At 66.9% G+C, this 25,644-nt stretch carries 23 protein-coding genes and 3 pseudogenes; 14 read left to right on the top strand and 12 right to left on the bottom strand.

The window, feature by feature from the left end:
• Positions 1–7 precede the first annotated feature (7 nt).
• From mmsB to APT59_RS09035, 5 genes are all read left to right on the top strand, one after another.
• Positions 8–904: a 3-hydroxyisobutyrate dehydrogenase gene (mmsB, locus tag APT59_RS09055; protein ID WP_059314543.1), complete on the top strand. Its 897-nt coding sequence runs from the start codon at positions 8–10 to the stop codon at positions 902–904.
• Positions 901–1,953: an enoyl-CoA hydratase/isomerase family protein gene (locus APT59_RS09050; RefSeq protein ID WP_059314542.1), complete on the top strand. Its 1,053-nt coding sequence runs from the start codon at positions 901–903 to the stop codon at positions 1,951–1,953. The genes mmsB and APT59_RS09050 overlap by 4 nt, the downstream gene beginning before the upstream one ends.
• Positions 1,954–1,964: 11 nt before the next feature.
• Positions 1,965–3,116 (top strand): acyl-CoA dehydrogenase family protein, encoded by a 1,152-nt coding sequence (locus tag APT59_RS09045; RefSeq protein WP_059314541.1) that lies wholly within the window; start codon positions 1,965–1,967, stop codon positions 3,114–3,116.
• A 136-nt stretch (positions 3,117–3,252) separates the two neighbouring features.
• Positions 3,253–4,053 carry a universal stress protein gene (locus tag APT59_RS09040; RefSeq protein ID WP_059314540.1) on the top strand — a complete coding sequence of 267 codons (801 nt, stop codon included), beginning with the start codon at positions 3,253–3,255 and terminating at the stop codon, positions 4,051–4,053.
• Between the two features lie 133 nt (positions 4,054–4,186).
• Positions 4,187–4,738 carry an ATP-dependent Clp protease proteolytic subunit gene (locus APT59_RS09035; protein WP_059314539.1) on the top strand — a complete coding sequence of 184 codons (552 nt, stop codon included), beginning with the start codon at positions 4,187–4,189 and terminating at the stop codon, positions 4,736–4,738.
• A 62-nt stretch (positions 4,739–4,800) separates the two neighbouring features.
• Here the strand turns inward: APT59_RS09035 and APT59_RS09030 are convergent, their stop codons facing one another.
• Positions 4,801–6,567, bottom strand: coding sequence for a glycoside hydrolase family 5 protein (locus APT59_RS09030; protein ID WP_059314538.1), 1,767 nt, complete (start codon positions 6,565–6,567; stop codon positions 4,801–4,803).
• Positions 6,568–6,961: 394 nt separating this feature from the next.
• Here APT59_RS09030 and APT59_RS09025 point away from each other — a divergent pair, with 394 nt between their 5' ends.
• Both APT59_RS09025 and APT59_RS09020 read left to right on the top strand, forming a co-directional pair.
• Entirely contained in the window at positions 6,962–7,369 is a 408-nt protein-coding gene (locus APT59_RS09025; RefSeq protein WP_059314537.1) for a response regulator, read from the top strand.
• A 64-nt stretch (positions 7,370–7,433) separates the two neighbouring features.
• Positions 7,434–7,643, top strand: a complete 210-nt coding sequence (locus tag APT59_RS09020; protein WP_059314536.1) for a hypothetical protein — start codon at positions 7,434–7,436, stop codon at positions 7,641–7,643.
• A gap of 14 nt (positions 7,644–7,657) precedes the next feature.
• Here the strand turns inward: APT59_RS09020 and APT59_RS09015 are convergent, their stop codons facing one another.
• On the bottom strand, positions 7,658–8,119 hold the full coding sequence (locus APT59_RS09015; protein WP_059314535.1) for an Lrp/AsnC family transcriptional regulator: 462 nt from the start codon (positions 8,117–8,119) through the stop codon (positions 7,658–7,660).
• Between the two features lie 223 nt (positions 8,120–8,342).
• Between APT59_RS09015 and APT59_RS09010 the strand changes: the two genes are divergently transcribed.
• The 5 genes from APT59_RS09010 to APT59_RS08990 are packed head-to-tail and all read left to right on the top strand — an operon-like array spanning position 8,343 to position 14,342.
• Positions 8,343–9,575 (top strand): thiamine pyrophosphate-dependent enzyme, encoded by a 1,233-nt coding sequence (locus tag APT59_RS09010; RefSeq protein ID WP_059314534.1) that lies wholly within the window; start codon positions 8,343–8,345, stop codon positions 9,573–9,575.
• Positions 9,576–9,579: 4 nt separating this feature from the next.
• A complete protein-coding gene (locus tag APT59_RS09005) occupies positions 9,580–10,638 on the top strand; it encodes an alpha-ketoacid dehydrogenase subunit beta (RefSeq protein WP_059314533.1) in 1,059 nt (352 codons plus the stop codon).
• A 1-nt stretch (position 10,639) separates the two neighbouring features.
• Positions 10,640–11,920 (top strand): dihydrolipoamide acetyltransferase family protein, encoded by a 1,281-nt coding sequence (locus APT59_RS09000; protein ID WP_059314532.1) that lies wholly within the window; start codon positions 10,640–10,642, stop codon positions 11,918–11,920.
• Between the two features lie 2 nt (positions 11,921–11,922).
• Positions 11,923–13,305 (top strand): dihydrolipoyl dehydrogenase, encoded by a 1,383-nt coding sequence (gene lpdA, locus APT59_RS08995; RefSeq protein ID WP_059314531.1) that lies wholly within the window; start codon positions 11,923–11,925, stop codon positions 13,303–13,305.
• Positions 13,302–14,342, top strand: coding sequence for a helix-turn-helix domain-containing protein (locus tag APT59_RS08990; RefSeq protein ID WP_059314530.1), 1,041 nt, complete (start codon positions 13,302–13,304; stop codon positions 14,340–14,342). Before lpdA ends, APT59_RS08990 begins: the two co-directional genes overlap by 4 nt.
• Here the strand turns inward: APT59_RS08990 and APT59_RS08985 are convergent.
• The 6 genes from APT59_RS08985 to tyrS all read right to left on the bottom strand — a co-directional run bounded on the left by APT59_RS08985 (position 14,324) and on the right by tyrS (position 19,717).
• On the bottom strand, positions 14,324–14,719 hold the full coding sequence (locus APT59_RS08985; protein ID WP_059314529.1) for an ester cyclase: 396 nt from the start codon (positions 14,717–14,719) through the stop codon (positions 14,324–14,326). The genes APT59_RS08990 and APT59_RS08985 overlap by 19 nt on opposite strands.
• Positions 14,720–14,741: 22 nt before the next feature.
• Positions 14,742–15,527, bottom strand: a complete 786-nt coding sequence (locus APT59_RS08980; RefSeq protein WP_059314528.1) for an enoyl-CoA hydratase — start codon at positions 15,525–15,527, stop codon at positions 14,742–14,744.
• Positions 15,528–15,541: 14 nt separating this feature from the next.
• The gene (locus APT59_RS08975) at positions 15,542–16,726 is read right to left on the bottom strand and encodes an acetyl-CoA C-acyltransferase (RefSeq protein WP_059314527.1); all 1,185 of its coding nucleotides are present in this window, start codon (positions 16,724–16,726) and stop codon (positions 15,542–15,544) included.
• A gap of 184 nt (positions 16,727–16,910) precedes the next feature.
• Entirely contained in the window at positions 16,911–17,678 is a 768-nt protein-coding gene (locus APT59_RS08970) for an SDR family NAD(P)-dependent oxidoreductase (RefSeq protein ID WP_059314526.1), read from the bottom strand.
• A gap of 99 nt (positions 17,679–17,777) precedes the next feature.
• Positions 17,778–18,332: an SDR family NAD(P)-dependent oxidoreductase gene (locus APT59_RS08965; RefSeq protein ID WP_237140585.1), complete on the bottom strand. Its 555-nt coding sequence runs from the start codon at positions 18,330–18,332 to the stop codon at positions 17,778–17,780.
• Between the two features lie 140 nt (positions 18,333–18,472).
• Positions 18,473–19,717 carry a tyrosine--tRNA ligase gene (gene tyrS / locus APT59_RS08960; RefSeq protein ID WP_059314525.1) on the bottom strand — a complete coding sequence of 415 codons (1,245 nt, stop codon included), beginning with the start codon at positions 19,715–19,717 and terminating at the stop codon, positions 18,473–18,475.
• A 595-nt stretch (positions 19,718–20,312) separates the two neighbouring features.
• Between tyrS and APT59_RS08955 the strand changes: the two genes are divergently transcribed.
• Both APT59_RS08955 and APT59_RS08950 read left to right on the top strand, forming a co-directional pair.
• Entirely contained in the window at positions 20,313–21,470 is a 1,158-nt protein-coding gene (locus APT59_RS08955; protein WP_059314524.1) for a GAF domain-containing sensor histidine kinase, read from the top strand.
• Positions 21,471–21,475: 5 nt separating this feature from the next.
• The gene (locus APT59_RS08950) at positions 21,476–22,093 is read left to right on the top strand and encodes a histidine phosphatase family protein (protein WP_059314523.1); all 618 of its coding nucleotides are present in this window, start codon (positions 21,476–21,478) and stop codon (positions 22,091–22,093) included.
• Here APT59_RS08950 and APT59_RS22950 read toward each other — a convergent pair.
• The 4 genes and pseudogenes from APT59_RS22950 to APT59_RS22940 all read right to left on the bottom strand — a co-directional run.
• Positions 22,090–22,527, bottom strand: a pseudogene (locus tag APT59_RS22950) (methyl-accepting chemotaxis protein); the annotation flags it as partial. The gene APT59_RS08950 and the pseudogene APT59_RS22950 sit on opposite strands and share 4 nt — an antisense overlap.
• A gap of 105 nt (positions 22,528–22,632) precedes the next feature.
• Positions 22,633–23,403: pseudogene (locus tag APT59_RS22945) on the bottom strand (PAS domain-containing protein); the annotation flags it as partial.
• A gap of 260 nt (positions 23,404–23,663) precedes the next feature.
• Positions 23,664–25,118 carry a chemotaxis protein CheW gene (locus APT59_RS08940; RefSeq protein WP_237140609.1) on the bottom strand — a complete coding sequence of 485 codons (1,455 nt, stop codon included), beginning with the start codon at positions 25,116–25,118 and terminating at the stop codon, positions 23,664–23,666.
• A pseudogene (locus APT59_RS22940) lies at positions 25,118–25,564 on the bottom strand (methyl-accepting chemotaxis protein); the annotation flags it as partial. The gene APT59_RS08940 and the pseudogene APT59_RS22940, both read right to left, overlap by 1 nt.
• Positions 25,565–25,644: the final 80 nt, after the last annotated feature.

The following is a 25,644-nucleotide window of genomic DNA, read 5'->3' as shown; positions in this document are numbered from 1 at the left end:
CGCCAGCATGCATCTGGGATTTCTGGGACTGGGCAACATGGGCGCGCCCATGGCCCGCAACCTGCTCAAGGCCGGCCATCAGCTAACCGTCTATGACCTCTCCGCCGCGGCCCTCGAGGCGTTGCGGAACGAAGGTGCCGAAGTCGCTGCCTCTCCTGTCGCCGTGGCGCAGAGCGGTGCCGAGGTGATCATCACCATGCTGCCTGCCGCGACCCACGTGAAAACGGTCTATCTCGGCGAGGAGGGCCTGCTCGCCCACGCGAGACCGGGCACCCTGCTGATCGATTCCTCCACCATCGATCCGCTCAGCGCCCGGGCAGTGGCCACGGCCGCTGCCGAACGCGGGCTGGAACTGCTGGACGCCCCGGTCTCCGGGGGTACCGGCGGTGCCGCGGCGGGCACCCTGACCTTCATGGTCGGGGGCAGCGAGGCCGGCTTCCAGCGCGCCCAGCCGCTGCTGGCCGCCATGGGCCGCAACCTGGTGCACTGCGGCGCCAGTGGCAACGGCCAGGTAGCCAAGGTGGCCAATAACCTGCTGCTCGGCATCTCCATGATCGGCGCGGCCGAGGCCATGGCGCTGGGCACGCGCCTGGGCATGGACGCCAAGACCCTGGCCGGGGTGATCAATACCAGCAGCGGCCGCTGCTGGAGTTCGGAGGTGAACAACCCCTATCCGGACGTCCTGCCCCAGGCGCCAGCCTCGCGCGGCTACCAGGGTGGCTTCGCCGCCGACCTCATGCTCAAGGATTTGGGCCTGGCCACCGAGGCCGCCCGCGCCGTGCGCCAGCCGGTAATCCTCGGCGCGGTGGCTCAGCAGCTCTATCAACGGTTCAGCCGCGCCGGTGGCGGCGGCCTGGATTTCTCGGCCATCATCCAGGACTACCTGGACGAGGACGGTGCATGAGTGACGCCAAGGTACTGTTGGAAAGACGCGGCGGGGTCGGCTACCTGACCCTCGATCGCCCGGCCGGGCTCAATGCCCTGGACCTGGAGATGGTGCGCAGCCTGCACGGCGCCCTGCGCGACTGGGAAGGCGACCCCGGGGTGCGGGTCGTGGTGCTGCGCGGCAACGGGCCCAAGGCCTTCTGCGCCGGCGGCGATGTCCGCGCGCTGTACGACAGCTACCAGCGTGGCGACGACCTGCACCAGATTTTCTTCACCGAGGAATACGCCCTGGACCTGGCCCTGCACCGCTATCCCAAGCCGGTGCTGGCACTGGCCCATGGCCTGGTGCTGGGCGGCGGCATGGGCCTGGTGCAGGCCGCGCGACTACGCATCGTCAGCGAACGTACGCGGATGGCCATGCCGGAGACCGCCATCGGCTATTTTCCCGATGTTGGCGCCAGCCACTTCCTGCCACGCCTGCCGGATCACCTCGGCCTTTATCTGGGCCTGACCGGCGAGCAGATCGGCCCGGCTGATGCCCTGGCCGCGGGGCTCGCCGATGTCTTCGTTCCGGAAGCCAGTAACGAGGCCCTGGCGCAGCGCCTGGAAGAGGCCACGGCCCAAGGACCGACGGACCTGGCCGCCCTGCTCCAGGAATTCGCCGGGGCGCCGGCCGAAACCGCCCGCCTGACCGACCTGCGTCCGGCCATCGCCGAGCACTTCGCCGCGGCGACCGTAGAGGAGCTGCGCGGCAGCCTGCAGGCGGAAAGCCGCCCCGCGTATCGCGACTGGGCGCAGGAAACCCTCGCCACCCTGGATAGGCGCTCGCCGCTGGCGGTCGCCACGGCGCTGGAGTTGCTGCGCCAGGGCAGCGGGCTGTCGCTGGAGCAATGCTTCGCCCTGGAGCTGCACCTGGATCGCCGCTGGTTCGAAAAAGGCGAGATCGTCGAAGGGGTGCGCGCCATGCTGGTAGACAAGGACCGCACGCCCCACTGGAATCCGGCCCGCTGGCAGGATCTGGATCCGCGTCGCGTCGCGGCCTTTTTCACCGATTTCCGCCATTCCTGAGGAAGGCCTCCATGCACGATATCGAACTCACCGAAGAACAACGCATGATCCGCGACATGGCGCGCGACTTCGCCCGCCGTGAGGTGGCGCCCCATGCCCGCGCCTGGGAAAAGGCCGAGTGGATCGACGACGCCGTGGTCGCCCAGCTGGGCGAGCTCGGCCTACTGGGCATGGTGGTGCCGGAGCAATGGGGCGGCACCTACATGGACTATGTCGCCTATGCCCTGGCCGTCGAGGAGATTTCCGCTGGCGATGGCAGCCTCGGCGCCCTGATGAGCATCCACAGCTCGGTGGGCTGCGGTCCCCTGCTACGCTACGGCAACGCCGAACAGCAGGATCGTTGGCTGCCCGACCTGGCCGCCGGCAAGGTCATCGGCTGCTTTTGCCTGACCGAACCCCAGGCCGGCTCCGAGGCCCACAACTTGCGCACCCGGGCCGTGCTGGAGGGCGACACCTGGGTGCTGAACGGCAGCAAGCAGTTCGTCAGCAACGGGCGCCGCGCGGGCCTGGCCATCGTCTTCGCGGTGACCGACCCGGACTTGGGCAAGAAGGGTCTATCGGCCTTCCTGGTGCCTACCGACACCCCCGGCTTTCGCGTCGAGCGCACCGAGCACAAGATGGGCCTGCGCGCCTCCGACACCTGCGCCGTCACCCTGGACAACTGCCGTATTCCGGCGGCCAATCTGCTGGGCGAGCGCGGCAAGGGCCTCGCCATCGCCCTCTCCAACCTGGAAGGCGGACGCATCGGCATCGCCGCCCAGGCCCTGGGGATCGCCCGCGCCGCCTTCGAGGCAGCCCTGGGCTATGCCCGCGAGCGCATCCAGTTCGACAAGGCCATCATCCAGCACCAGAGCATCGCCAACATGCTGGCCGACATGCACACCCGGCTCAACGCCGCGCGCCTGCTGATCCTGCATGCCGCGCGCCTGCGCACGGCCGGTGAGCCCTGCCTCAGCGAAGCCTCCCAGGCCAAGCTGTTCGCCACCGAGACGGGCGAATGGGTGTGCTCCAAGGCCATCCAGATCCATGGCGGCTATGGCTACCTGGAGGACTATCCGGTGGAGCAGTACTACCGCGATATCCGCATCACCCAGATCTACGAAGGCTCCAGTGAAATCCAGCGCTTGCTGATCACCCGGGAACTCGATCGCTACGAAATGTGAGGGCGTCCGGGATGACGGCCGTGACCTGCCCAGCAAAAGCCGAAGATGACACCCGAGTGTCATCAGCAGGCGCTGGGCGGGTGCTACGCTCCGGACTGGGATCGTGTCTGGTCCCGTCTCCCCAAGGAATACCGCTATGGCCTCCCTGCTCGCCTGCATCGATGGTTCTCCCCACGCCGAAAGCGTCTGCGACCACACCGCCTGGTTGTCGCGACGGCTGGATGCACCCGTCACTCTGCTCCATGTGCAGGAATCCGCTAATAGTGGCAAGAAGGTCGCCAACGGTACGCCGGTCTATCTCGACGATGACGCCGGTGCCGGGATGGCCAAGGCGCTGCTGCTCAATGCCCGCCAGCGGCTGTTGCAGCAGGGCCTGACCTCGGCGCCGCAGATCCTGCGTCGCCCGGAGGGGTTGGTCGATACCCTCAAGACCCTCGAAGCCGACACCCGGCTGCTGGTGATCGGCAAGCGCGGCGAACGCTCCGGGGACAGCGGTATCGGTGGACAGCTGGAAGCGGTGGTGCGCGCCGTGCATCGGCCGATCCTGGTGTGCTCGGGCCCCTTCAAGCCGCCGCGCCAGTTCACCATCGCCTACGACGGCCGCGAAGCGACCCACCAGGGCATCCTGGCCCTGGCACGCAGTCCGTTGCTGACCGGCATGAGTGGCACCCTGCTGCGGGTCGGCGAAGACGACCCGATCCTGCGCAAGCGCCTGGAAGACCTGGCGCTGCTGCTGCGCAGCGCCGGTTGCCGAGTGGATACCACGGTCGCCCATGGCGACGTGGAACGCATCGTCCCTCGCCATCTCGACGAACGCCGGGCAGACCTGCTCATCATGGGCGCCTTCAGCCATTCCTCGGTATGGCGCTTCCTGCGTGGCAGTCGCACCACCCAGCTGTTGCACAAGACCGAAGTGCCGATGTTGCTGCTGCGCTAGATCACGTCCGTCCCCGCCAGGCGCGCTTCGTCGGCGCGGCGCGGTCAGGGCTCAAGCCGACCCGCAGGTCGGCCGAAGCAAGGGACATAGAGCCCTGCCCTCCGTCGGGCTCCCCGGCGCGTCGGTAGGCCCCATGAGCACCCATGTCATTCATTTCACCGGTCCCATCAATTCCGGCAGCTGCGGCCAACTGATCGCCCAGTGCTCGCAGGCGGTGCAACAGGACGCCTCGCGCATCCTGCTCAAGATCGCCACCATGGGCGGCGACTGCAGCTATGGCTTCACGATGTACAACTTCCTGTTGTCCCTGCCGGTTCCAGTCCACACCCACAACCTGGGTACCGTCGAATCCATGGGCAACATCCTCTTTCTGGCCGGCGAGCACCGCACCGCCAGTCGTCACAGCAAGTTTCTCTACCATTCCTTCTATTGGAACCTGAACAACTCGGTGGACCATGCGCGCATGGCCGAATACGCCATGTGCCTGGACTACGACCTGGATCTCTATGCCCGTATCGTCGCCGAGCGCACCGCCGGTGCGGTCGAGGCCCTGGACATCCACAGCTGCCTGAAGGCCAACGCCCGGTTGCTGAGCCCGGAAGCAGCCCTGACCACGGGGGTGATCCATGCCGTGGATGAATGCCGGGTGCAGCCGGAAGAGGTCACCACCTTCATCCATCTCTGAGCAGGCAATAAAAAACCCGGTGGCCGTTGGCCACCGGGTTTTTTATTGCCCGATCCTGGAAATCAGCGGCTGAAGGACACCAGGGTATTGGGGTAGCCGACGCTGGCATCCAAGCGGCCGGCATCAAGGAAGACGCCCAGATTCTTCGCCCCATCCTGCACATAGCTGATCTTGACGATCTGGCCGTTGGCGAGCCGCACCGAGCCACCCAGCTTGAAAGCCGAGCGATTGGCCGCGGTAGCCGGGATCGAGATGGCGGCGGCACGGCGATAGACGCCTCGGTTCCAGTCGGTGTTGGTGAAGTCGTTGATGGCACTGCTGACGCTGGCGGCGCTGGTCACTCCAGTGGGCGACACGCTCACCGTCTTGGGATAGCCCACGACGTTGCCGTTGAAAGGCGCACCCTCGGTGAAGACACCCAGGCTGTTACCAGCCTGGACCGAGGATATCCGGCGCACCTGGCCGTCCGCGGTGGTGAGGTAGGCACCGGCCTTGAAGGCCGCGCGGTTCACCGAGGTACCGGGTACCGAGATAGCGGCCTTTTTGAGGAACACTCCCTTGTGCCAGTCCGGGTTGGTGAAGTCGTTGACCACCGAGGTGACGGTGCCCGCGGTCGCACCGGTGCTCGGCGGAATCTGGACGCCAGCGTTGCTGCCTGCATTGCCTGCGTTGCCCACGTTGTTGCTACTACCCGCGTTACCGACGGCGCCGGCATTGCCACCCGTGGAGCCGCTGTTGCCGGGAGCGGTGCCCCCGGTCGCGGGGGTGGTGCTGCCACCGGCGATCGGACCGATGGCGGTGCAGCTGCTGTCGTCCAGGTACTTGCGCAGGGTCGGCCACTGCGGGCGCTCCTGGCCGTTGATGGGCTCCACCGACATGAAGTAGCTGCCCCAGCCCGGGCCGGCGGCCCAGTAGGAGGACGGAATGCAGTTCTGCTTGAGATAGGCCAGCATGTTGTCCATCAGCAGGTTCCAGCGCGGATTGTTGTCCGGGACACCGAACTCGCCGATATAGCCACGCTTGCCGTTCTTCTTCAGCCAGTCAACGAAGGGCTTCACCCGGGTCACGCCATAGTTGGCATCCAGCTTGTTGACGTCGGTCTTGTCGTAGCTACCGCCGGCGTTCTCGTCGAAGTAGGAGTGCGCCGAGAAGATGATGTTGTTGGACGGATCCTTCAGCCCCAGCAGGGCATCGTTGAACTCGGCCCAGCGGGTCGCGCTCGACCAGCCGTTGCCCTCGACGATGATCGGACGAGTGCTGTCCACCGCGCGGACACCATTGATGCCGTACTGGGCCGCGGTCGGCCAGTAGGCCATGGCATCGTGGGGCTCGTTCATGATGTCGTAGGCGTACAGCGCGGACTGACCGCTCCACTGCCGTGCGATGAGCGTCATGATCTCCTGATAGCGGGCATAGGGCACGCTACTGGTCCCTATCACCTGGCCGCGATAACGGGCGTAGTTGTGCAGGTCGAGGATGATCTTGATGCCGTGCTTCTGCGCATAGCCGAAGCTCTGGTTCATTAGGGCGACATAGGCGCTGTCCAGCGGTCCGCCCAGGCGCGGCTGCAGACGCTCCCAGATGACGGGGAAACGGATCAACTTGACGCCCCGCGCGCTCCATTGCTGGAAGTAGGCCTCTACCGGGAAGATGTAGTTGGTGCCATTGATACCGGGCAGCACCTGGGGCGCAAAGCCCGCACCAGACAGATTCAGACCGACCAGGCTGACAGGCTCGGCCTGGGCTACGGCAGCGGACAGCGCGAGAATGGTAGCGGCCGCAACGAGCGGACGACGGAGGGCGGTAGCAAAGGAGCGGATAGGCGTCATGGGCGAGTACTGCTTTGGGAGGCGTGGCGTCGATATCCTTTGTGTACGAGCAAAGCCTGGTTTAGGTAGGGCCACTGGGACGTGACAAAAAAGCGCTCTGCGTCCTGCAGTTGCCTTACCCAATACAAGTCACATGCCATCCAGATGAAACCTTTCAGCCATCCGGCAGTCATGGCGGAAACCAAAACTCTGAAAGCCTTGCGCTAGAGCCTTTGCGGCAAACGTAACCAAATATGCGCGACTCAGGGTCGCAGGGGCGGATAGCTGCGTCTGGCAGAAGAATTCGCACGCACAGACAGAAAAATGACGCCAAAATCCTTAGCTAATGGCCAGGGAATTTTCCCCGGTCCTTGCCCTCCAAGGCTCAGCAATGTCTTGTATATAAGGTCCAGTCATGCGCGCAGAACAGCCGGGAACCCCTGTCTTCCAACCCACTCTCCTGGTGGTGGACGACGAGCCATTGGTAGCGGATTTCGTCCGCGAGATCCTCGAGCCCGAAGGCTTCAACGTCATCGCCGCTGACTCCGCCGACACCGCCCTGTCGCTGTTGGAGAAAGAAGACGCCACTATCGACATCTTATTGACGGACATCCGCATGCCCGGCTCGATGGATGGGGCGCAGTTGGCCAACCTGGTGTGCCAGCGGTGGCCAGACATGCCGATTATTGTCATGTCCGGCTACGAAACGCCGTCCACGGCCAGCATCAAGTGCAAGGTCCGCTTCCTGCCGAAACCCTGGTCGATCGGCCAACTGATCGATGCGGTAAACGGCGTGGCCTATTCGGTGACGCCCAGCGCCTGATGGTCGGGAACCTCGGCAGTGTGCGCGATGTCACATTGCCACCTCGGTATTCCGGACAATAACAATGCTCGCCCTTACCCAGCAGTTCGTTTCCCAGCTACCCAACGTCTCCTGCCTGTTCGGCCCGCTCACGCCGGACGGTGGTTTGCCCGCGCAGCTCTGCAGTCCCTCCGGTCAACGTCGCGTGACGCTGATGTTGGATACCGCCCGCCTTCGGGATTCGAACTACTGTGCCGTTCAGGCGCAGCAGGTTCGTCGCTCGCTGGGTAGCTGAGCGCTACCGACCGCTCACAGGGGTGGCGCCGGTCTGAGCAGGACGGCCTTGAGCGAAAACGCCGAGGTCACGCTGGCGACCCCCGGGATGCAGGTCAGTACCTCCGCCAGGAAGCGCTGGTAGGCCGCTAGGTCCTGCACGACCACCCGCAGTACATAGTCCGCATCCCCGGTCATCTGGAAGCAGCTCATCACCTGGGGCGCCTTGACGATCTCCCCTTCGAAGGCGCGCAGGTAGTCGGTGGACTGCTTTTCCAACCGTACCGACACGAAGACGCTGACACTGCCGGCGAGCCGCGTTTCGTCGAGCTGGGCGTGATACCCCTGGATGTAGCGCTCCTCTTCCAGCCGCTTGACCCGCCGCAGGGTGGGGGTGAGCGACAAGCCGATCTTCTGCGCCAGATCTCGCCAGCTCAGACGGCCATCGGCGGACAGGGCATTGAGGATGCGCAGGTCGATACGGTCCAGACCAGCCATGGTGCAAAACCTCTACTGTTGTTCTTGTAGAGAGTTCAATAGCACCAAACGGCCCTGCTGCACACCTCCAAATTGCGGCAAAACGGCTAGCAAAGCCGGCCTATACTCAGGTGACCAATAACAAGAATGCCGAGGCCTCCACCATGTGGCACCCTGCATCGCACCCGGACGGCCAACCCGTCCTGCGACCCGCCCGCACCCTTACCTACCTGAGGGGGCGGCCATGAGCGACTACCCACCCCTGCGCCTGCACGTTCCCGAGCCCAGCGGCCGACCGGGACGCCCTACCGACTTCAGCTATCTGCAGCTCTGCCCCGCCGGTCGCGCGGAAAAGCCGCCCATCGACGTGGCGCCGGTGGATACCCGCGAGCTGGCGACCCAACTGATCCGTATCCTTGATGAGGATGGCCGCGCCGTCGGGCCCTGGGCGACGGAAGAAACGCCCGAAGTGTTGCTGCAAGGCCTGCGCGCCATGCTCAAGACGCGGCTGTTCGATGCCCGGATGCTCAAGGCCCAGCGGCAGAAGAAGCTGTCCTTCTACATGCAGTGCCTGGGCGAGGAAGCCATCGCCGTCGGCCAGACCCTGGCGCTGCGCCCGGACGACATGCATTTTCCCACCTACCGCCAGCAGGGCATCCTCATCGCCCGCGAGGCACCGCTGGACGAGATGATCTGCCAGCTCTTGTCCAACGCTCGTGACCCCCTCAAGGGTCGCCAGCTGCCGGTCATGTACTCCTACCGCGACCTCGGTTTCTTCTCCATCTCCGGCAACCTGGGCACCCAGTACATCCAGGCGGTGGGCTGGGCCATGGCCTCGGCGATCAAGGGCGATACGCGCATCGCCGCCGGCTGGATCGGCGACGGCGCCACCGCCGAAGGAGACTTCCACGCCGCCCTCACCTTCGCCCATGTCTACCGGGCGCCGGTGATCCTCAACGTCGTCAACAACCAGTGGGCCATCTCCACCTTCCAGGCCATCGCTGGCGGCGAGGGCATCACCCTGGCCACCCGTGGCATCGGCTACGGCATCGCCGCGCTGCGAGTGGATGGCAACGACTTCCTCGCCGTGCTGGCAGCCTCGCGCTGGGCCGCCGAGCGCGCCCGGCGCAACCTGGGGCCGACCCTGATCGAATGGGTCACCTACCGCGCCGGTCCCCATTCCACCTCGGACGATCCCGCCAAGTACCGCCCTGCCGATGACTGGGCGCACTTTCCCCTGGGCGACCCCATCGACCGGCTCAAGGCGCACCTGATCGGTCGTGGCCTCTGGTCGGACGAACAGCACCAGGCGCTGAGCGCCGAGCTGGAAGCCGAGGTGGCAGCCGCACAGAAGGCCGCCGAGGCCCATGGCACCTTTGCCAGCGATCTTGCCCCCAGCGCCGCCGACATGTTCGAGGAGGTCTACCAGGACCTGCCGCCGCACCTGCGCCGCCAACGCCAACAGCTCGGGAAGTGACGCCATGACCGTACAACAGGAAACCGACCTGCCGACCCAGGCCGGCAGCCACAGCACCCTGACCATGATCCAGGCCATTCGCTCGGCGATGGACGTGATGCTCGAACGCGACGACAACGTGGTGGTGTTCGGCGAGGACGTCGGCTACTTCGGCGGCGTCTTTCGTTGCACCGAGGGCCTGCAGGCCAAGTACGGCGCCTCGCGGGTGTTCGATGCGCCCATCTCGGAGAACGGCATCGCCGGCGCCGCGGTGGGCATGGGCGCCTATGGCCTGCGGCCGGTGGCGGAAATCCAGTTCGCCGACTATGTCTATCCGGCCATCGACCAGATCGTCTCCGAGGCGGCGCGGCTGCGCTATCGCTCGGTGGGCCAGTTCACCTCACCGCTGGTATTTCGCATGCCCTGCGGCGGCGGCATCTATGGCGGCCAGACCCACAGCCAGAGCCCGGAGGCGATGTTCACCCAGGTCTGCGGCCTGCGCACGGTGATGCCGTCCAATCCCTATGACGCCAAGGGCCTATTGATCGCTTCCATCGAGAGCGATGACCCGGTGATCTTTCTCGAACCCAAGCGCCTCTACAACGGCCCCTTCGACGGCCATCACGACCGTCCGGTGACGCCCTGGTCGGGGCACCCGGCCAGCGCCGTGCCGGATGGCTACTATCGGGTCGAGCTGGAACGGGCCGCCGTGGTCCGCCCGGGCAAGCAGGTCACGGTGCTGACCTACGGCACCACCGTCTGGGTCGCCCTGGCCGCCGCCGCCGAGACCGGCATCGACGCCGAGGTGATCGACATCCGCAGCCTCTGGCCCCTGGATCTGCAGACCCTCACCGACTCGGTGACCAAGACCGGCCGCTGCGTCGTGGTCCACGAAGCCACCCGTACCTGCGGCTACGGCGCCGAGCTGGTCTCGCTGATGCAGGAGCACTGTTTCCATCGCCTGGAGGCGCCCATCGAGCGGGTCACTGGCTGGGACACCCCCTACCCCCATGCCCAGGAATGGGACTACTTCCCAGGTCCGTCCCGGGTCGGCGCCGCGCTCAAGCGCGTGATGGAGGTCTGAGATGGGTACCCATGTCATCAAGATGCCGGACATCGGCGAAGGCATCGCCGAAGTGGAGCTGGTCAAGTGGTACGTGGCCGTGGGGGACGAGGTCAGCGAAGACCAGACCCTCGCCGATGTCATGACCGACAAGGCCATGGTGGAGATTCCTTCCCCGGTGGTTGGCCGGGTGCTAGCCCTGGGCGGCGAGCCTGGCCAGGTGCTGGCGGTGGGCGCCGAGCTGATCCGTCTGGAGGTGGCCGGTGACGGCAACCAGCGGGAAGCCACTCGCCCCGCTCCCATGGCATCCACACCCGCGCCCAAGGTAGAAGCGCCCAGGCCTGCGCCGGAACCCGCTCCGCCGCGTCCGGCACCCGAGTCTGAGCGCGAGGACGATAGACCGGCTTCCCGCCCGGCACCGGGCAGTGCGCCGCTGGCGTCACCGGCAGTGCGCCAGCACGCCTGGGACCTGGGCATCGAGCTCCGCTTCGTCACCGGTACCGGCCAGGGCGGACGCATCCTGCACGGCGATCTGGAAGCCTATGTACAGCAACGCGACGCGGGTCTGCCGCCGGCCACGGGTGGCGGAGGTCTCGTCAGGCGCAGTGGCGAGGAGCGCATCCCGCTGATCGGCCTGAGACGCAAGATCGCCGAGAAGATGCAGGCCGCCAAGCGCCACATCCCCCATTTCACCTATGTGGAAGAGCTGGACGTCACCGAGCTGGAAGCCTTGCGTGCCACCCTCAATCAGCGCTGGCAGGGACGCCGCGCACACCTCACCTTGCTGCCCTTCCTGGCGCGGGCGCTGGTGGTGGCGGTGCGGGATTTCCCGCAGATGAATGCCCGCTTCGACGAAGAGACCAGCACCGTGACGCGTTATGGTGCGGTGCACCTGGGCATCGCCACCCAGGGCGAACAGGGCCTGGCGGTACCGGTGGTGCGCCATGCCGAGGCGCTGGATCTCTGGGGCTGTGCCCAGGAGGTGGCGCGCCTCGCTACCGCGGTGCGCAGCGGCAAGGCCGGGCGCGATGAGCTGGGTGGCTCCACCCTGACCATCAGCAGCCTCGGTCCGTTGGGGGGTATCGCCTCCACGCCCATCATCAACCATCCCGAGGTGGCCATCATCGGCGTGAACCGCATCGTCGAACGCCCAGCCTTCCGCAATGGCCTGGTGGTGCCACGCAAGTTGATGAATCTCTCCGCTTCCTTCGACCACCGGCTGATCGATGGCCAGGACGCCGCCAGTTTCATCCAGGCCGTGCGCCAGCTGCTCGAACAACCCGCCACCCTTTTCCTGGAGTAGCCATGGACACCCGACTCCTCATCATCGGCGGCGGCCCCGGCGGTTATGTCGCCGCCCTGCGCGCCGCCCAGCTGGGCATCGCCACCACCCTGGTGGAGGGCGCCGCCCTCGGCGGCACCTGCCTCAACGTCGGCTGCATCCCTTCCAAGGCCATGATCCACGTAGCCGAGGAATACCAGCGGGCCTGCGGGCGTGCGGAACAGGGCAGCCTGGGCATTCGCCACGGGCGTCCGGAACTGGACCTCGGCCAGGCCGTGGCCTGGAAGAATGGCATCGTCGACCGTCTCACCACCGGCGTTGCTGCCCTGCTCAAGAAGCAGGGGGTAACCGTCGTCGAAGGCTGGGCCGAGATTCTCGACGGCAAGACCGTAGAGGTGCAGCGGGCCGGTGGTGAGCGGCTGCGCATCCGCACCGAGCACCTGGTACTGGCCATGGGCTCCACCTCGGTGGAGCTGCCCAACCTGCCTTTTGGCGGCCCCGTGGTCTCGGCGACCGAGGCGCTGTCGCCGACCGACATTCCCGAGCATCTGGTCGTGGTGGGCGCCGGCTACATCGGCCTGGAACTGGGCATCGCCTATCGCAAGCTGGGCGCCCAGGTCGCCGTGGTGGAAGCCCAGTCGCGACTGCTGCCCGGCTATGACGCCGAGCTGACGACGCCGCTGCGCCAGCGGCTGGATCGTCTGGGCATCGCGCTGCACCTGAACTGCACCGTCGCTGGCCTGGCGGCCGATGGCGCTGGCCTGCGAATGACCACCAGCGACGGCCAGGAGCAGGTTCTGCCGGCGCAACGCATCCTGGTGTCGGCCGGCCGCCGACCGCGCACCGAAGGCCTGGACCGCCTGCCGCTGGACTATGACGGCCGCTATATCCGCGTCGACGACGGCTGCCGCACCAGCATGACCGACGTCTGGGCCATTGGCGACCTGACCGGCGAGCCGCTGCTGGCGCATCGCGCCATGGCTCAGGGCGAAGTGGTGGCTGAGCTCATCGCCGGCAAGCGTCGGCGCTTCGCGCCGGTGGCCATTCCGGCGGTCTGCTACACCGATCCGGAAATCGTGGTGGTAGGCCTCACCCCCGAGCAGGCCAAGGCCCAGGGCCTGGAGACCAAGGTCGCCAGCTTCCCCTTCGCCGCCAATGGCCGCGCCCTGACACTGGAAGCTCCTGAGGGCTTCGTACGGGTAGTGGCCCGCGAGGACGACCACCGCATTCTCGGCTGGCAGGCCACCGGGCAGCAGGTCGCCGAACTGGCCACGGCCTTTTCCCACAGCCTGGAGATGGGCATGCAACTGGAAGACGTGGCCGCCACCCTGCACCCCCACCCCACCCTGGGCGAGGCCGTACAGGAAGCGGCGCTGCGGGCCCTGGGCCGGGCGCTGCACCTGTGACCGGCCTGCCGCGCGACAGCCTGGCCCTGGGTATTCTCGACGAAGCCCTGGCCGGGCTGTGCCGGCAAAGTGGCCAGCGGCCGGACGCGCTGCTCGCCGCCGAAGGCATCCCGTTGCCGGCGCTGCTTCTTGGCGGTGCCGGCGACCGCCTCTCGGCGCCGCTGTTCGGCCAGCTGTGGTATCGCCTGGCGTGGCGCTTCGATGACGAGTTCTTCGCCCTGGGTCCGCGCCCGCTTCCGGCTGGCAGCTTTGCTTTTCTCTGCCAGAGTGCCCGTCTGCAGCCGACCTTGGGCGATGCCCTGCGGCACAGCGCCGACTTCCTGCGGCTGACCCTGGGCGTGGATCTGCGGCTGCAACGCGACGGTGAGCGGGCGACCTTGCGACTGGCACCAGGTAGTCTGCCGGGCAGCTTCGCGGTCTTCACCCTCTGGCTGATCCTGCATGGCCTGGCCTGCTGGCTGGTGGGCCGGCGCCTGCCGCTGGAGGAGATCCGTCTGACCGCTCAGGCGCCGGGTGCGGAACTGCTGGCCGACTACCAACAACGCTTCGGTCCAGGGCTCTGCTTTGGCAGCGACGACGACTGCCTGGTGCTGGACGCCGCCCTGCTGGCCCTGCCGATCCGGCGCACTGCCGCAGACGCACGGCGCTTCATCGCCGCCGCGCCAGGCAATCTGCTGGTGCACTATCGAGACGACGCCAGCCTGATCGCCCGCATCCGCGCCCTGCTGCGCAGTCGTGCGCCCGAGGACTGGCCGGATGCCGTCCGCCTAGCGGCAGACCTGGGCCTCTCGTCCGCCACCCTGAGACGTCAGCTGGCGGCTAGTGGCCAGTCCTACCAGCGCCTCAAGGACGAGCGCCGTTGCCGCCTGGCCTGCCGCCAGCTGGATCAGGGCGCCCTCCCCCTGGACGAACTGGCCCTGCGCCTGGGCTTCGCCGATCCTCGCTCCTTCCAGCGCGCCTTCCGCAGATGGACGGGGCTGAGCCCCCTGGGTTATCGCCAGCGCCCTACCCGCGCCAGTCAGCCCGCCGCCAGCTGAGCCGCGATGGCAGCCGTATCTATCACCGAACGCACCTCGCGAATGCGGCCGTTCTCGAAGCGATAGAAGACGTGCTCGGCAAAGCGGACCCGGCGACCCTTCACCGCCAACCCGAACAATTCACCATGCGGCGTGCAGTCGAAGTCCAGCCGCGCCGCCAGCCAGGGCAACTCGACCACCAGCAGCTGCGCGGCGAAGTGCAAGTCAGGAATGGCGGCATGATCGCCTTCGAGCATCGCCTGATAGCCTGCCAGCCCCAAGGGCCGACCATTGTGCTCGACGGCCTCATCGACATGACGGCCAAGCTCCGCCCAGGCCTGGCGATTTAGGCAGTCGAGATAGGCCTGATAGCGCTCGCCTAACCTATCGGCTGACACGGCTTGATCCCCCCGGTATTGCCTAGCGATGCTCGAACTTCGCCGGACGCTTCTCGACGAAGGCCGCCATGCCTTCCTTCTGGTCGGCGCTGGCGAACAGCGAATGGAAGACCCGGCGCTCGAAACGGATGCCCTCGGCCAGGCTGGTTTCGAAGGCCCGATTGACGCTTTCCTTGAGCAGCAGGGTCGCTGGCAGGGAACGGCTGGCGATGCCCCGCGCGGCTTCCAGGGTGCGCTCCAGGAGCTGGTCGGCGGGAAACACCTGGGCGACCAGGCCGGCGCGCTCGGCCTCGGTGGCGTCCAGTTGTCGACCGGTCAAGCACAGTTCCATGGCCTTGGCCTTGCCCAGGGCGCGGGTCAGCCGCTGGGTGCCGCCGATACCGGGGATGACGCCCAGGGTAAGCTCCGGCAGGCCGAAGCGGGCGGTGTCGGCGGCGTAGATGAAGTCGCACAGCAGTGCCAGTTCGCAGCCACCGCCCAGGGCGTAGCCGGCCACGGCGGCGATCAAGGGCTTGCGACGCTCGGCGATGCGGTCGGCGACGCGGAAGTAGTCGTCCAGATAGATCTGCGGATAACCCTGCCCGGCCATTTCCTTGATGTCCGCCCCGGCGGCGAAGGCCTTGGCCGAGCCAGTGAGCACCACGCACCCCACCTCGGAATCGGCGTCCAGGCGCGCCAGCATGGCGTCCAGCTCAGTGAGTAGCTGGGCATTGAGGGCGTTGAGCGCCTTGGGTCTATTGAGGGTGATGAGGGCCACGCGATCCTGGATGTCCAGCAACAGGGTCGATTCGGCAGAGGGTTCGCTCATGATCTTGTCCTTGTCTAGTTGTTGAGTTCCAGCGCCAACGCGGTGGCCTCGCCGCCGCCGATGCAAATGGCGGCCACGCCCCGGCGCAAGCCACGGTGGCGCAGCGCCTGGATCAGGGTCACCAGGATGCGCGCGCCGGAGGCACCGATGGGGTGGCCCAGGGCACAGGCACCACCGTGCACGTTCAGCCGCTCCGGGTCCAGCCCCAGGGCATCCTGGGCAGCCAGCGCCACCACGGCGAAGGCTTCGTTGATCTCGAAGAGGTCGACATCACCCAACTGCCAGTCGATGCGCTCGAGCAGCGTGCGGATGGCGCCGATGGGGGCGGTGGGAAAGTCGCCCGGCACCCCGGCATGGGCGGCGTGGCCACGGATGGTCGCCAGCGGCGTCAGGCCTTCATGCGCGGCCGTGCTGGCGCGCATCAGCAGCAGCGCCGCTGCGCCATCGGAGATGGAGCTGGCATTGGCCGCGGTCACGGTGCCGCCTTCGCGGAAGGCCGGCTTGAGCGTGGGAATCCGCGCAGGGTCGGCGCGGCGGGGTTGCTCGTCGGTGTCGAGGCGCAGGATCTCCTTGCGCGTCACTACCTCCACCGGGACGATCTCGGCGGCAAAGGCGCCACTGGCCTGGGCCTGGCGTGCCCGTGCGAGAGACTGCTGAGCATAGGCATCCTGGCGTTCGCGGCCGATGCCCAGGCGCGCCGCGCAATCCTCGGCGAAGGTCCCCATCAGGCGCCCGGGTTCATAGGCGTCTTCCAGGCCGTCGAGAAACATGCTGTCGATCAGGGCGCCATGGCCGAGGCGGTAGCCGCTGCGGGCCTTTTCCAGCAGATAAGGCGCACGGCTCATGCTTTCCATGCCACCTGCCACCACCACCTCGGCACTGCCGGCACGCAACAGGTCATGACCGAGGATGGTCGCCTGCATGCCCGAGCCGCACATCTTGTTCAGGGTGGTACAGCGCGTCGTCTGGGCCAGGCCAGCACCGAGGGCGGCCTGGCGCGCGGGGGCCTGGCCAAGGCCCGCGGGGAGGACGCAGCCCAGCAGCACCTCGTCGACTCGCTCGGGCGACCAGCCGGCCCGCTCCAGTACCGCGCGCACCACGGCACTGCCCAATTGCGGCGCCGACAGCGCGGCCAGCTCGCCCCCCAGGGCGCCCATTGGCGTACGGGCAGCGGCGACGATGACAATGGGGTCGTTCATGACAACTCTCCTAGGCCCTTACGAAAAGTGCCTACACTCGGTGATGCTTCGTTGAAAAGCGCCTGGATGGCCAGCCCCGTCGGAATGCTCATTTACCACTCGTAAACTCGCTCGCGAGCCCGGTCCGCTTCCTCAGCGCTTTTCGCCTCGCCTGACCGTCGCTCGGCGACTTTTCGTACAGGGCCTAGCGCGGGGCCATGCGCAGGGCGCCGTCGAGGCGGATCACCTCGCCGTTGAGCATGGGATTCTCGATGATGTGGCGGACCAGGGCGGCGAATTCCTCGCCCCGCCCGAGCCGCGGTGGAAAGGGCACATTGGCGGCCAGGGCATCGCGGACCTCAGGGGTCATGCCGGCCATCATGGGCGTCTCGAACACCCCAGGCGCGATGGTCATGACCCGGATCCCCTGCCCGGCCAGTTCGCGAGCAGCCGGCAGGGTGAGAGAGGCGACCCCACCCTTGGAGGCAGCATAGGCGGCCTGGCCGATCTGGCCATCGAAGGCGGCAATGGAGGCGGTATTGATGATCACGCCGCGCTCGCCGCCCTCGTCGGCCTCACCTTGGGCCATAGCGGCCGCGGCCAGGCGCAAGACATTGAAGCTGCCCACCAGATTGACGGTGACGATGCGGGCGAAGGCCGCCAGATCGTGCGGCCCATTGCGCCCGAGGATGCGGGCGCCACCGACGATACCGGCGCAGTTGATCGCGCCCTGCAGACTGCCCCAACGTTCCATAAGGCTGTCGATGGCGGCGCTCAGGGCTCCAGCATCGGTCACGTCCACCGGCAGCGCCAGGGCCTGGTCGCCGAGGCGTTCGGCCTGGGCCTGCACGGCATCGGCCTGCAGATCCAACAGCGCCACCCGGGCGCCTGCCGCCACCAGCAGCCCGGCGGTGGCCGCGCCGAGGCCGGAGCCGGCGCCGGTTACCAGGAAGGTTCGATCATCGATGCGCATGAGGGCACTCCCAGGGGGTAATGCCCGCATCTTCGACCCTCCCCCGCAGCGGGACAAGGGCCGGATCGCTCATCGCGCCTGAGCGATCCGGCCACCGGCTCACCAGGGCAAGGCCTGGCCTTGGTAGTCGAGAAAGGCGCTGCCGCTTTGGCCAACCCGGGCCTCGATCGTCGCGACCAGACCAGCCACACTATCGGCGACTTCGACCGGGGCGCTTGCCCCGCCCAGCTCGGTGCGGACCCAGCCCGGATGCAGTGCCAGCACCGCGAAGGCCGGTTGCCGCCCGGCCACCCAGCTCTGCAGCAGGCTGTTCAGCGCTGCCTTGCTGGCGCCATAGAGCGGCATCTCGGCGGACCGCGCCAGGCTGATGCTGCCCATCTGCGAACTCAGACAGGCCATCACCCCCTCGGCGGCCATTCGCGGCGCCAGGACATCCAGCAACCGCAGGGGCGCCACGGCATTGGTGAGGAACAGCTCGCCCAGCTCCGCAGCCGTCGCCCGCTGCCCGTCCTCTTCTGCCGGCCCCATGATGCCGGCGTTGACGATCAGCCGATCCAGCGAGCCAGGACGCGACTCTTCCAGCAGTCGTGTGCCGAGGTCGGGATCGCACAGATCGCCGGTCACCACCCGCAGCCGGCCCTTGGCAGTCGCCACCAGGGCGTCCAACGCGGCGTTCGGCGTTCGGCGTTCGCACCAGCGCCAACACCTGAGCACCCTGCGCCAGATAGCGCTCCACCAGCCCCAAACCTATGCCCCGCGAGGCACCGATCACCCAGACATTCATAGCCTTCTCCTCAGTCCGTCAACGTGATGCGCAAATGTCTTTTCTTGCCCAGACTTACCCGCCGCCCGGCGTCCGTCAGCGTTAGACGGATATCGGGATCCATCACCGGCTGCTCGCCCAGGCGCAGGCCACCGCCTTCCGCCAGGCGACGCACCGCACTGCGCGAAGGCTGCAGCCCGGCTGCCACCAACAATTCGACCAGGCTGACGCCCTCTTCCAGCTCTTTGCGAGTCAGGGCGATTTCCGGCAGCTGACCCGCGCCGTCTCGATCGGCGAATACCTCGGCGGCCGCCGCCTCGGCCTCGCGCTGTGCCCTCTCGCCATGGGCGAGCCGCGTCGCCTCGTTGGCCAGCACCGTCTTGGCCAGGTTGATTTCCGCGCCGCCCAGGGCGCCCAGTCGGCGAACCTCGTCCAACGGCAATTCGGTAAACAGGGCCAGGAAACGTTCGACGTCGGCATCGTCGCAGTTGCGCCAGAACTGCCAGAAGTCGAAGGCCGACAGCCGCTCCTCGTTGAGCCAGACCGCGCCCTGAGCCGACTTGCCCATCTTGCGCCCATCACGGGTGGCCAGCAGCGGCATGGTCAGACCATAGAGCTGAGGGCCGCCCTGACGGCGCGACAGCTCCACGCCGTTGATGATGTTGGCCCACTGGTCCGCGCCGCCTAGTTGCAGGGTGCAGCCATAGCGCCGCGACAGCTCGACGAAGTCGTAGGCCTGCAGCAGGGTGTAGCCGAATTCCTCGAAGGACAGCGAGTGCTCGCGGTCGAGACGATTCTTGATGGCATCGAAGGTGAGCAGCCGGTTGATGGAAAAATGCCGGCCCACGGCGCCGAGAAAATCCAGGTAGCCCAGGCCGTCGAGCCACTCGGCGTTGTCCACCACCTGGGCACGACCGTGGCCATCGCCCACTTCGAGATAGCGGTGAAAGGCCTTGGCGATGCCGGCCATGTTCAGGGCGATCTGGCCGTCGGTGAGTACCGGGCGACTGCTGTCGCGGAAACTGGGGTCGCCAATGCGGGTGGTGGCGCCACCGATCAGCAAGAGGATGGGATGGCCGGCACGCTGCAGCCAGCGCATCAGCATCAGGCCTTGCAGATGGCCGACGTGGAGGCTGTCGGCGGTGGCGTCGAAGCCGAGATAGCCGGTCACCGGCCCGGCAGCGAAGGCGCGCGCGAGGCCATCCCGGTCGGTGGTCTGGTGGACGAAACCGCGGGCTTCGAGGGTGGCGAGCAGGTCTTGCGTGGTGCTGTCCATGGGGTCTCCTGTGGCTGGACGGTGCCAGGGAGACCGGGAGAAGTTGCCTTGACCGAGCCGCCCTAGGCGGTTCGGTCATGCAGCGCAGTACCTACCACCCGATATTGGTCAGGTAGTAGTAATAAGCGCTGATAGGACAGAGGAAGGTTCGCATGGGGCGTCACGCTACCGGCTTGCTCAGCCGTTGGCAACTGCGAACCGCTCGCACTGCCGCTTCGACCAGATGTCGCAGCTCCCCTGGCAGGCGCTGAACGAACGGCGACAGTGGCGTTCCGACTCCTGTCCTTTGCCAGCAGTATCGAGACGCAGAGATGAACCTACCCGCTCCACCCCTAGCGATCCCCCGCGCCGACGTGGCGTTTCCAGGTGTACCTGGACAAGGAAAACCCCTTGCGTGAGAGGATCCCATTGATGAAAAGCATCACCCCGGCCAACCTGCTGCTGCTACTGCTCTGCCTTACCGTACTGGCCTACGCGACCGATCTGATCGGCTAGTCGTAGCCTGGAACAACCTCAACGACGCCTAGCTGATGGTTGCCCTCCGGCGTCTCTTGGCCTAGCGTTCAGGCCTTGTCCGTCAGAGAGTTACCACACCATGTCCAGTCACCCCTCCAGCGCCGTGGAAAGCCTTGAACTGCTGGCGTCGCTGGATTCCGTCGCGGCGCTCCTGCGCGTCGTGTGCGAGGTCAGCGGCCTCGGTGTCGCCACCATCGCGGAGGTCACCGACCAGCGCTGGATCGCCTGCGCCGTGGAGGATCGGATCGCCTACGGCCTGCAACCCGGCGCGGAGCTGGATCTCGAGTCCACCCTCTGCAATCACGTGCGCTCTTCCCACGACGCCGTGGTCATCAGCGACGTGGAACAGAATCCCACCTACTGTGACCATCCGGCGCCCAGCCTCTATGGCTGGAAGAGCTATCTGTCAGTACCCGTATTCCGCCCCAATGGCACCTTCTTCGGCACCCTCTGCGCCTTCGATCCTCGACCCGCTCCGCGACTGGAACAGGGCTCGGTGATCACCACCCTGGAAGGGTTCGCCCGCTTGCTGGGCGAGCTGCTCGCACGCGAAGAGCAACGCCGTGACGAAATGCCCGGACCGCGCGGCGACAGCGATCTGCAAACGCTGCGCGAGCAGTTGCTGGTGCTTTTTGAACAGGACCTGCAGCGGCCGTTGCAGGCGCTGGCCACCCAGGATTCCCAGGCCCGCGACGGGCAAGCCGAGGCCGGCAGGCTGGCCGGGCGCTGTGGCGAGGCGGCCGACTTCGTACGGACGCGCCTGGGGCTGGGCCTGCCCTTGAAGCTGGCGCTGGAGGATGGCGTGAACGAACGTCTCGCCAGCTTGCTCGCGACACTGCAGGCGCGTTTTCCCGATCGGCATTTCAACGGCGACTTGCCCGTGCTGCCGGCTGCGCTCCGGCTCGATCTGCCGCACCTCCTGCAGGCGGTGGGCGCCCTGCTCGAGCACGCCGCCGTCCAGAGCCCTGCGGGTGACACCCTCGTCCTGCGCGGTGCGCTCGAAGAGCGCAGCTACCAACTCGAGGTGAACAGCAGCGCCGCCACGGTGGACCCTGCTACCCTGGCCCAACTGTTCCAGCCCGCGCTGACCCAGGCCGACGCGCAACGACCCGCCGGCCTGGCGCTGGGCCTCTATCTCGCCCAGGAGATCGCCCGCGGCCATGGCGGCAGTTTGATCGCCCGCCTGGAGAACGGTCGTCAGCGCTTCATCCTGACTCTACCCACTGCCCTGGATTGATGCCTTTGCCTTTGCCTTTGCCCACTCCCTTGCTGGTGATCCGTCACGGCGAAACCGACTGGAACGCCAGCGGCCGCCTGCAAGGACGCCAGGACATCCCGTTGAACGCTCGTGGTCGCGCCCAGGCGCAGGCCGTCGGCCTCGCCCTGCGCGAACGCTACGACATAGGTCCCTTCGCCTGCCTGAGCAGTCCGCTGCAGCGCGCCAGCGAAACCCTCGAGCTGATCCTCGCGCAACTGCCCGGTACCCCAAGGAGCCTGGGCCAGGACGCGCGCCTGGCGGAAAAGGCCTTTGGCGACTGGGAAGGCCTGGACATGCCCACCATCGCCCAGCGCTATCCCGAGCAGCACGCCAGCCGCGCTGCCGAGCCCTATACCTTTCGGGTACCGGGTGGGGAAAGCTATGCGGATGCGACCGAGCGGGTTCGCCCGCTGCTGGAGGCGCTCGATGGCCCCACCCTGCTGGTGGCCCACGGCGCCCTGATCCGCAGCCTGCTGGTAGCGACCGGCCTGGCCAGCCCCGAGGTGGCCACCCGGATGGTCATCCACCAGGGCCGTTGGCTGGAACTCACGGCCGAGGGCTATCGGTGGTACAGCGCCGCCGGCTGGGGCGAGCAGCCTTAACTCAGCCGCCGGGCGAACTGGCTGACCGCACCCACCACCTGGCGGGCGCCGTCCTGGATCTCGGTGATGCGCACCCCAGCGTTGCTGGCCAGGTGCAGGCCCTGCTCCGCCTGTTGCCGACTCGCCGCCATGTTGCTGACCGCGGTCTGGGCCAGCTGCTGGTTCTGCTGTACCACCCCGACGATCTCCTCGGTGGCCTTGCTGGTGCGTCCGGCCAATTGCCGGACCTCGTCCGCGACCACGGCGAAACCGCGCCCCTGCTCGCCGGCCCGCGCCGCCTCGATGGCGGCGTTGAGCGCCAGCAGATTGGTCTGCTCGGCGATCCCGCTGATGGTCTTGACGATGGAGCTGATCACCAGCGACTGTTTGCCAAGGTCCTCGATACCGTTGGCGGCGACCTGGATCTCGTCGGCGATGCGGGTCATCACCGCTACCGTGTCCTGCACCACGGCCGCGCCCTGACGAGCGCTTTCATCGGTGGTCTGGGAGATGTCGAAGGCGACCCGCGCGGCTTCGGCCACGGCCAGCTCCTGCTCTACCTGTTCAGTGATGACGGTGGCGAACTTGATGACCTTGTACAGCTCGCCGCGGGTATTGAGCACCGGATTGTAGGACGCCTCCAACCAGACCGTGCGGCCGTGGCTGTCAATGCGCTTGAAGCGACTGGCGACATAGTCGCCGCGATTCAGCCGGTCCCAGAAGACGCGATAATCCGGAGACTCCGCCTCTTCCCGGGTGCAGAACATTCGGTGGTGCTTGCCGACGATCTGCGCCAGCGAATAGCCCATGCCCTGGAGGAACCGCTCGTTGGCGGTAAGCACCTCGCCCGCCAGGTTGAATTCGATCACTGCGGTGGAGCGCAACAGGGCATTGATGATCCCTGAGTGCTCGGTGGCGGTTTCCACCTGCTCGGTGCGGTCGTAGGCATAGCAGCGGATCTGCTTGACCCGGCCCTGGGTGTCACGCACTGGTGTCCAGATCGCATAGAGCCAGGCCACGCCGCCAGTACTACGGATCAGGCGATAGATGCCGCTCACCTGGCGACCTTCGCTGAAGCTGCGCTTCAGGTCGCCATAGCATTCCATGCATTTCACATAGTCCGGAATGATGTCATCCAGATTGCGCCCGGTCAGGCTGCCTGGGGCATAGCCCAGGCAGAGCGCGAAGTTCTCGTTGAAATCCTCGATGCGGCCCTGGGCGTCCAGCAGTAGGCTAATGGCATCGTTGCAGAACGCCGCGCGCAGCTGACGGTGCTCGGCCAGCTCGGCTTCGAGATCAGCGATACGGCGTTTGAGTGCGGAGTTGAACATGGGATCACCCAGGTAAGTTGTGTCCTACTCTGGTTCGACGCGCCGCGACATTTCTTGAAACCCCACCGGACGGCGCGTCTAGCGGCAAAGAGCCAGTTATGGTCGCGCTGGCGCCAGCGCCAGGCAGGCCGTGGCATTGGCCGCGAATTCCTACAGGCTCTAGGTCGCCCCTACTGCTTCGATGGCCCTTACCTGGGCAGCCACGGCTCCCTTCCCGATGGCGGCCAGGATACCGTTCAAGGAATCGACGAATGGTAGCCTCAATTGACCGGCAAACCCTGCTGGCTGGCCTGGCCTTCGAAGCGGCGGACCAGCCCGAGCAGGTCGATCAGAGTCGCCTGACGACTATTACCCGCCGTACCGATACCTACCCAACTCAGCGCCCGCTGCGCCGCCAGCCGGCCGTCCTCCGGCAATTGCCAGCTGCGTGCCAGGGCATCCTCGCGCAGATCGGTAAAGCTCTCGATGGCCTCTACCCGCTGGACCACGAAGCCCAGGCGCTGACGCTCGCCCTGAACCACGATCACCTGATCGCTGGCGGCGGACTCGACCGCCGTTTCCCCCGCCAGGGTACGGAGGCAGACCAGGGTGATCTGCTGCCCCCGCACTTCCAGCAGCCCCAGCAGTCGTGGATCGCGCTGCCCCAGGCGCAGATAGCGCGGCGGCAGCGGCAAGACCTCGGCCACCTGTTCCAGGGGTACCGCGAACAGCGCGCCGGCGAGAAAACTCAGGCAGGGCTGACGCCGGGTCCGCTGACGCTCCTCGTCCAGGAGATTGCGGTCGGTGCGATAGATGCGTGCATAGGCCACGGCGGCCTCCTGGCGCCCCAGGGCAGCGTGATCGAGCACCACCGCCGACTCGCCGTCCGCGTCGCTGAACACCCCCCGCAACAGCCCTGGCTGCTCCAGGCCGAAGTCGAGCAGCGGCGCGCACTGCGCCGGGTCACGGCGCCACATGCCGAGTAGGCGCTCGAAGCCGAAGGCCACCCGGTACTCGCCCCGCTCGCCCGCGGCCAACACCAGCAACTGCTCGCGACCGTGGACCGTCGAGGTGGTCAGGCCGAGTAACGTGGACAGTTCGAGCACCGGCAGCGTCTGGCCACGCAGCTGGACGTGATGGCGACAGCTGTCGCTGGCGAACTCAGTGGGCTCCAGCTGCGGTCGATCCACCAGCTCCTGTACCACCGCCGCATCCAGGCACAGGCGCCGGCCATCGCACTCGAACAGCAGATAGAGACGCTCGCCTTTGCGGTCCGCGCTGGCGGCCTGGTGCCGACCCGCCGGCGCCTCGGCGCTGGCCTCGAAACCTGGCAACGCCGCCAGTACCTCCAGATCCAGCAGGTGGATGATCCGTCCCGTCTCCGGCTGCAGATGGATGCGCCCCAGCAGGCGACCGGCTGCCCCCTGCAGCGCCACGATGGCCTCGCGCGCGAGATTGAGGATATCCACCACGCCGTCGATGCTCAGGCCGAAGCGGCCGCCGCCCTGACGAATCACGGCGACCCGCCGCGGCGTTTCCACCGGGGGCAATCCCAACAGGCGATGACCGTCGACCAGGGGCAGCGGGCGCCCGTCCAGCTCGAAGAGACCGAGCATCCAGGACGCCGGGCTGGGATGAGGCACCAGGCGCTCCGGCCAGGCCACTACGCGCTCCAGGGCCTGGGCGGCGATGGCGACTTCCAGGTCACCGATCCGCACGACGCCCTGGGTCTGCATCACGAACGCGGTCCTCCCACGACCGGCGCGAGCGTAGTGGCGGCGTCCAGCTCCTGGATCAGCTGATTGACCCGCGCCGCATCGTCGAGCTGCGCGGCGGTGGAGCCGTTGATGGCCTCGATGGACTGCTGGGTCTTGCCCACTCCTTCGGCGATCATGCCGAAGGCCTCTCCCACGCTGCGGGAGATCTCACTGCCCTGGGCGATGCTCTTGACCGACTCCAGGATCAGCTTGTTGATCTCCTTGGTCGCCTGGGACGACTTCTCGGCAAGCTTGCGTACCTCGTCGGCCACCACCGAGAAGCCCAGGCCGTGCTCACCGGCACGAGCGGCCTCGATGGCGGCATTGAAGGCCAGCATGTTGGTCTGGTTGGCGATGTCGCTGATGACCTGGACGATGTCCTGGATACCACCGGCGGTGGTGCCTATGGCAGCCATGGCATCCAGCGAGCGAGTCAGCGTCAGGGAGCCGCGCTCGGCTTCCTCCAGGGTGCGGCGCGCCATGCGGTTGGCGTCATCGGTGGTCT

The sequence above is a fragment of the Pseudomonas oryzihabitans genome (assembly GCF_001518815.1).
Classification (GTDB): domain Bacteria; phylum Pseudomonadota; class Gammaproteobacteria; order Pseudomonadales; family Pseudomonadaceae; genus Chryseomonas; species Chryseomonas oryzihabitans_E.
The sequence above is the reverse complement of the archived record's forward strand: the minus strand, read 5'-3'. Positions and strand labels throughout refer to the sequence as shown.

Bases quoted from the DNA above. Each gene is read 5' to 3' on its own strand.
- APT59_RS09010 (WP_059314534.1), top strand. From the start codon at position 8,343: ATGAGCGACTACCCACCCCTGCGCCTGCACGTTCCCGAGCCCAGCGGC.
- APT59_RS08975 (WP_059314527.1), bottom strand. From the start codon at position 16,726: ATGAACGACCCCATTGTCATCGTCGCCGCTGCCCGTACGCCAATGGGC.
- APT59_RS08955 (WP_059314524.1), top strand. From the start codon at position 20,313: ATGTCCAGTCACCCCTCCAGCGCCGTGGAAAGCCTTGAACTGCTGGCG.
- APT59_RS09005 (WP_059314533.1), top strand. From the start codon at position 9,580: ATGACCGTACAACAGGAAACCGACCTGCCGACCCAGGCCGGCAGCCAC.
- lpdA (WP_059314531.1), top strand. From the start codon at position 11,923: ATGGACACCCGACTCCTCATCATCGGCGGCGGCCCCGGCGGTTATGTC.
- APT59_RS09035 (WP_059314539.1), top strand. From the start codon at position 4,187: ATGAGCACCCATGTCATTCATTTCACCGGTCCCATCAATTCCGGCAGC.
- mmsB (WP_059314543.1), top strand. From the start codon at position 8: ATGCATCTGGGATTTCTGGGACTGGGCAACATGGGCGCGCCCATGGCC.
- APT59_RS09020 (WP_059314536.1), top strand. From the start codon at position 7,434: ATGCTCGCCCTTACCCAGCAGTTCGTTTCCCAGCTACCCAACGTCTCC.
- APT59_RS09025 (WP_059314537.1), top strand. From the start codon at position 6,962: ATGCGCGCAGAACAGCCGGGAACCCCTGTCTTCCAACCCACTCTCCTG.
- APT59_RS09045 (WP_059314541.1), top strand. From the start codon at position 1,965: ATGCACGATATCGAACTCACCGAAGAACAACGCATGATCCGCGACATG.
- APT59_RS08940 (WP_237140609.1), bottom strand. From the start codon at position 25,118: ATGCAGACCCAGGGCGTCGTGCGGATCGGTGACCTGGAAGTCGCCATC.
- APT59_RS09000 (WP_059314532.1), top strand. From the start codon at position 10,640: ATGGGTACCCATGTCATCAAGATGCCGGACATCGGCGAAGGCATCGCC.
- APT59_RS08970 (WP_059314526.1), bottom strand. From the start codon at position 17,678: ATGCGCATCGATGATCGAACCTTCCTGGTAACCGGCGCCGGCTCCGGC.
- APT59_RS09050 (WP_059314542.1), top strand. From the start codon at position 901: ATGAGTGACGCCAAGGTACTGTTGGAAAGACGCGGCGGGGTCGGCTAC.
- APT59_RS08980 (WP_059314528.1), bottom strand. From the start codon at position 15,527: ATGAGCGAACCCTCTGCCGAATCGACCCTGTTGCTGGACATCCAGGAT.
- APT59_RS09040 (WP_059314540.1), top strand. From the start codon at position 3,253: ATGGCCTCCCTGCTCGCCTGCATCGATGGTTCTCCCCACGCCGAAAGC.
- APT59_RS09015 (WP_059314535.1), bottom strand. From the start codon at position 8,119: ATGGCTGGTCTGGACCGTATCGACCTGCGCATCCTCAATGCCCTGTCC.
- APT59_RS09030 (WP_059314538.1), bottom strand. From the start codon at position 6,567: ATGACGCCTATCCGCTCCTTTGCTACCGCCCTCCGTCGTCCGCTCGTT.
- tyrS (WP_059314525.1), bottom strand. From the start codon at position 19,717: ATGGACAGCACCACGCAAGACCTGCTCGCCACCCTCGAAGCCCGCGGT.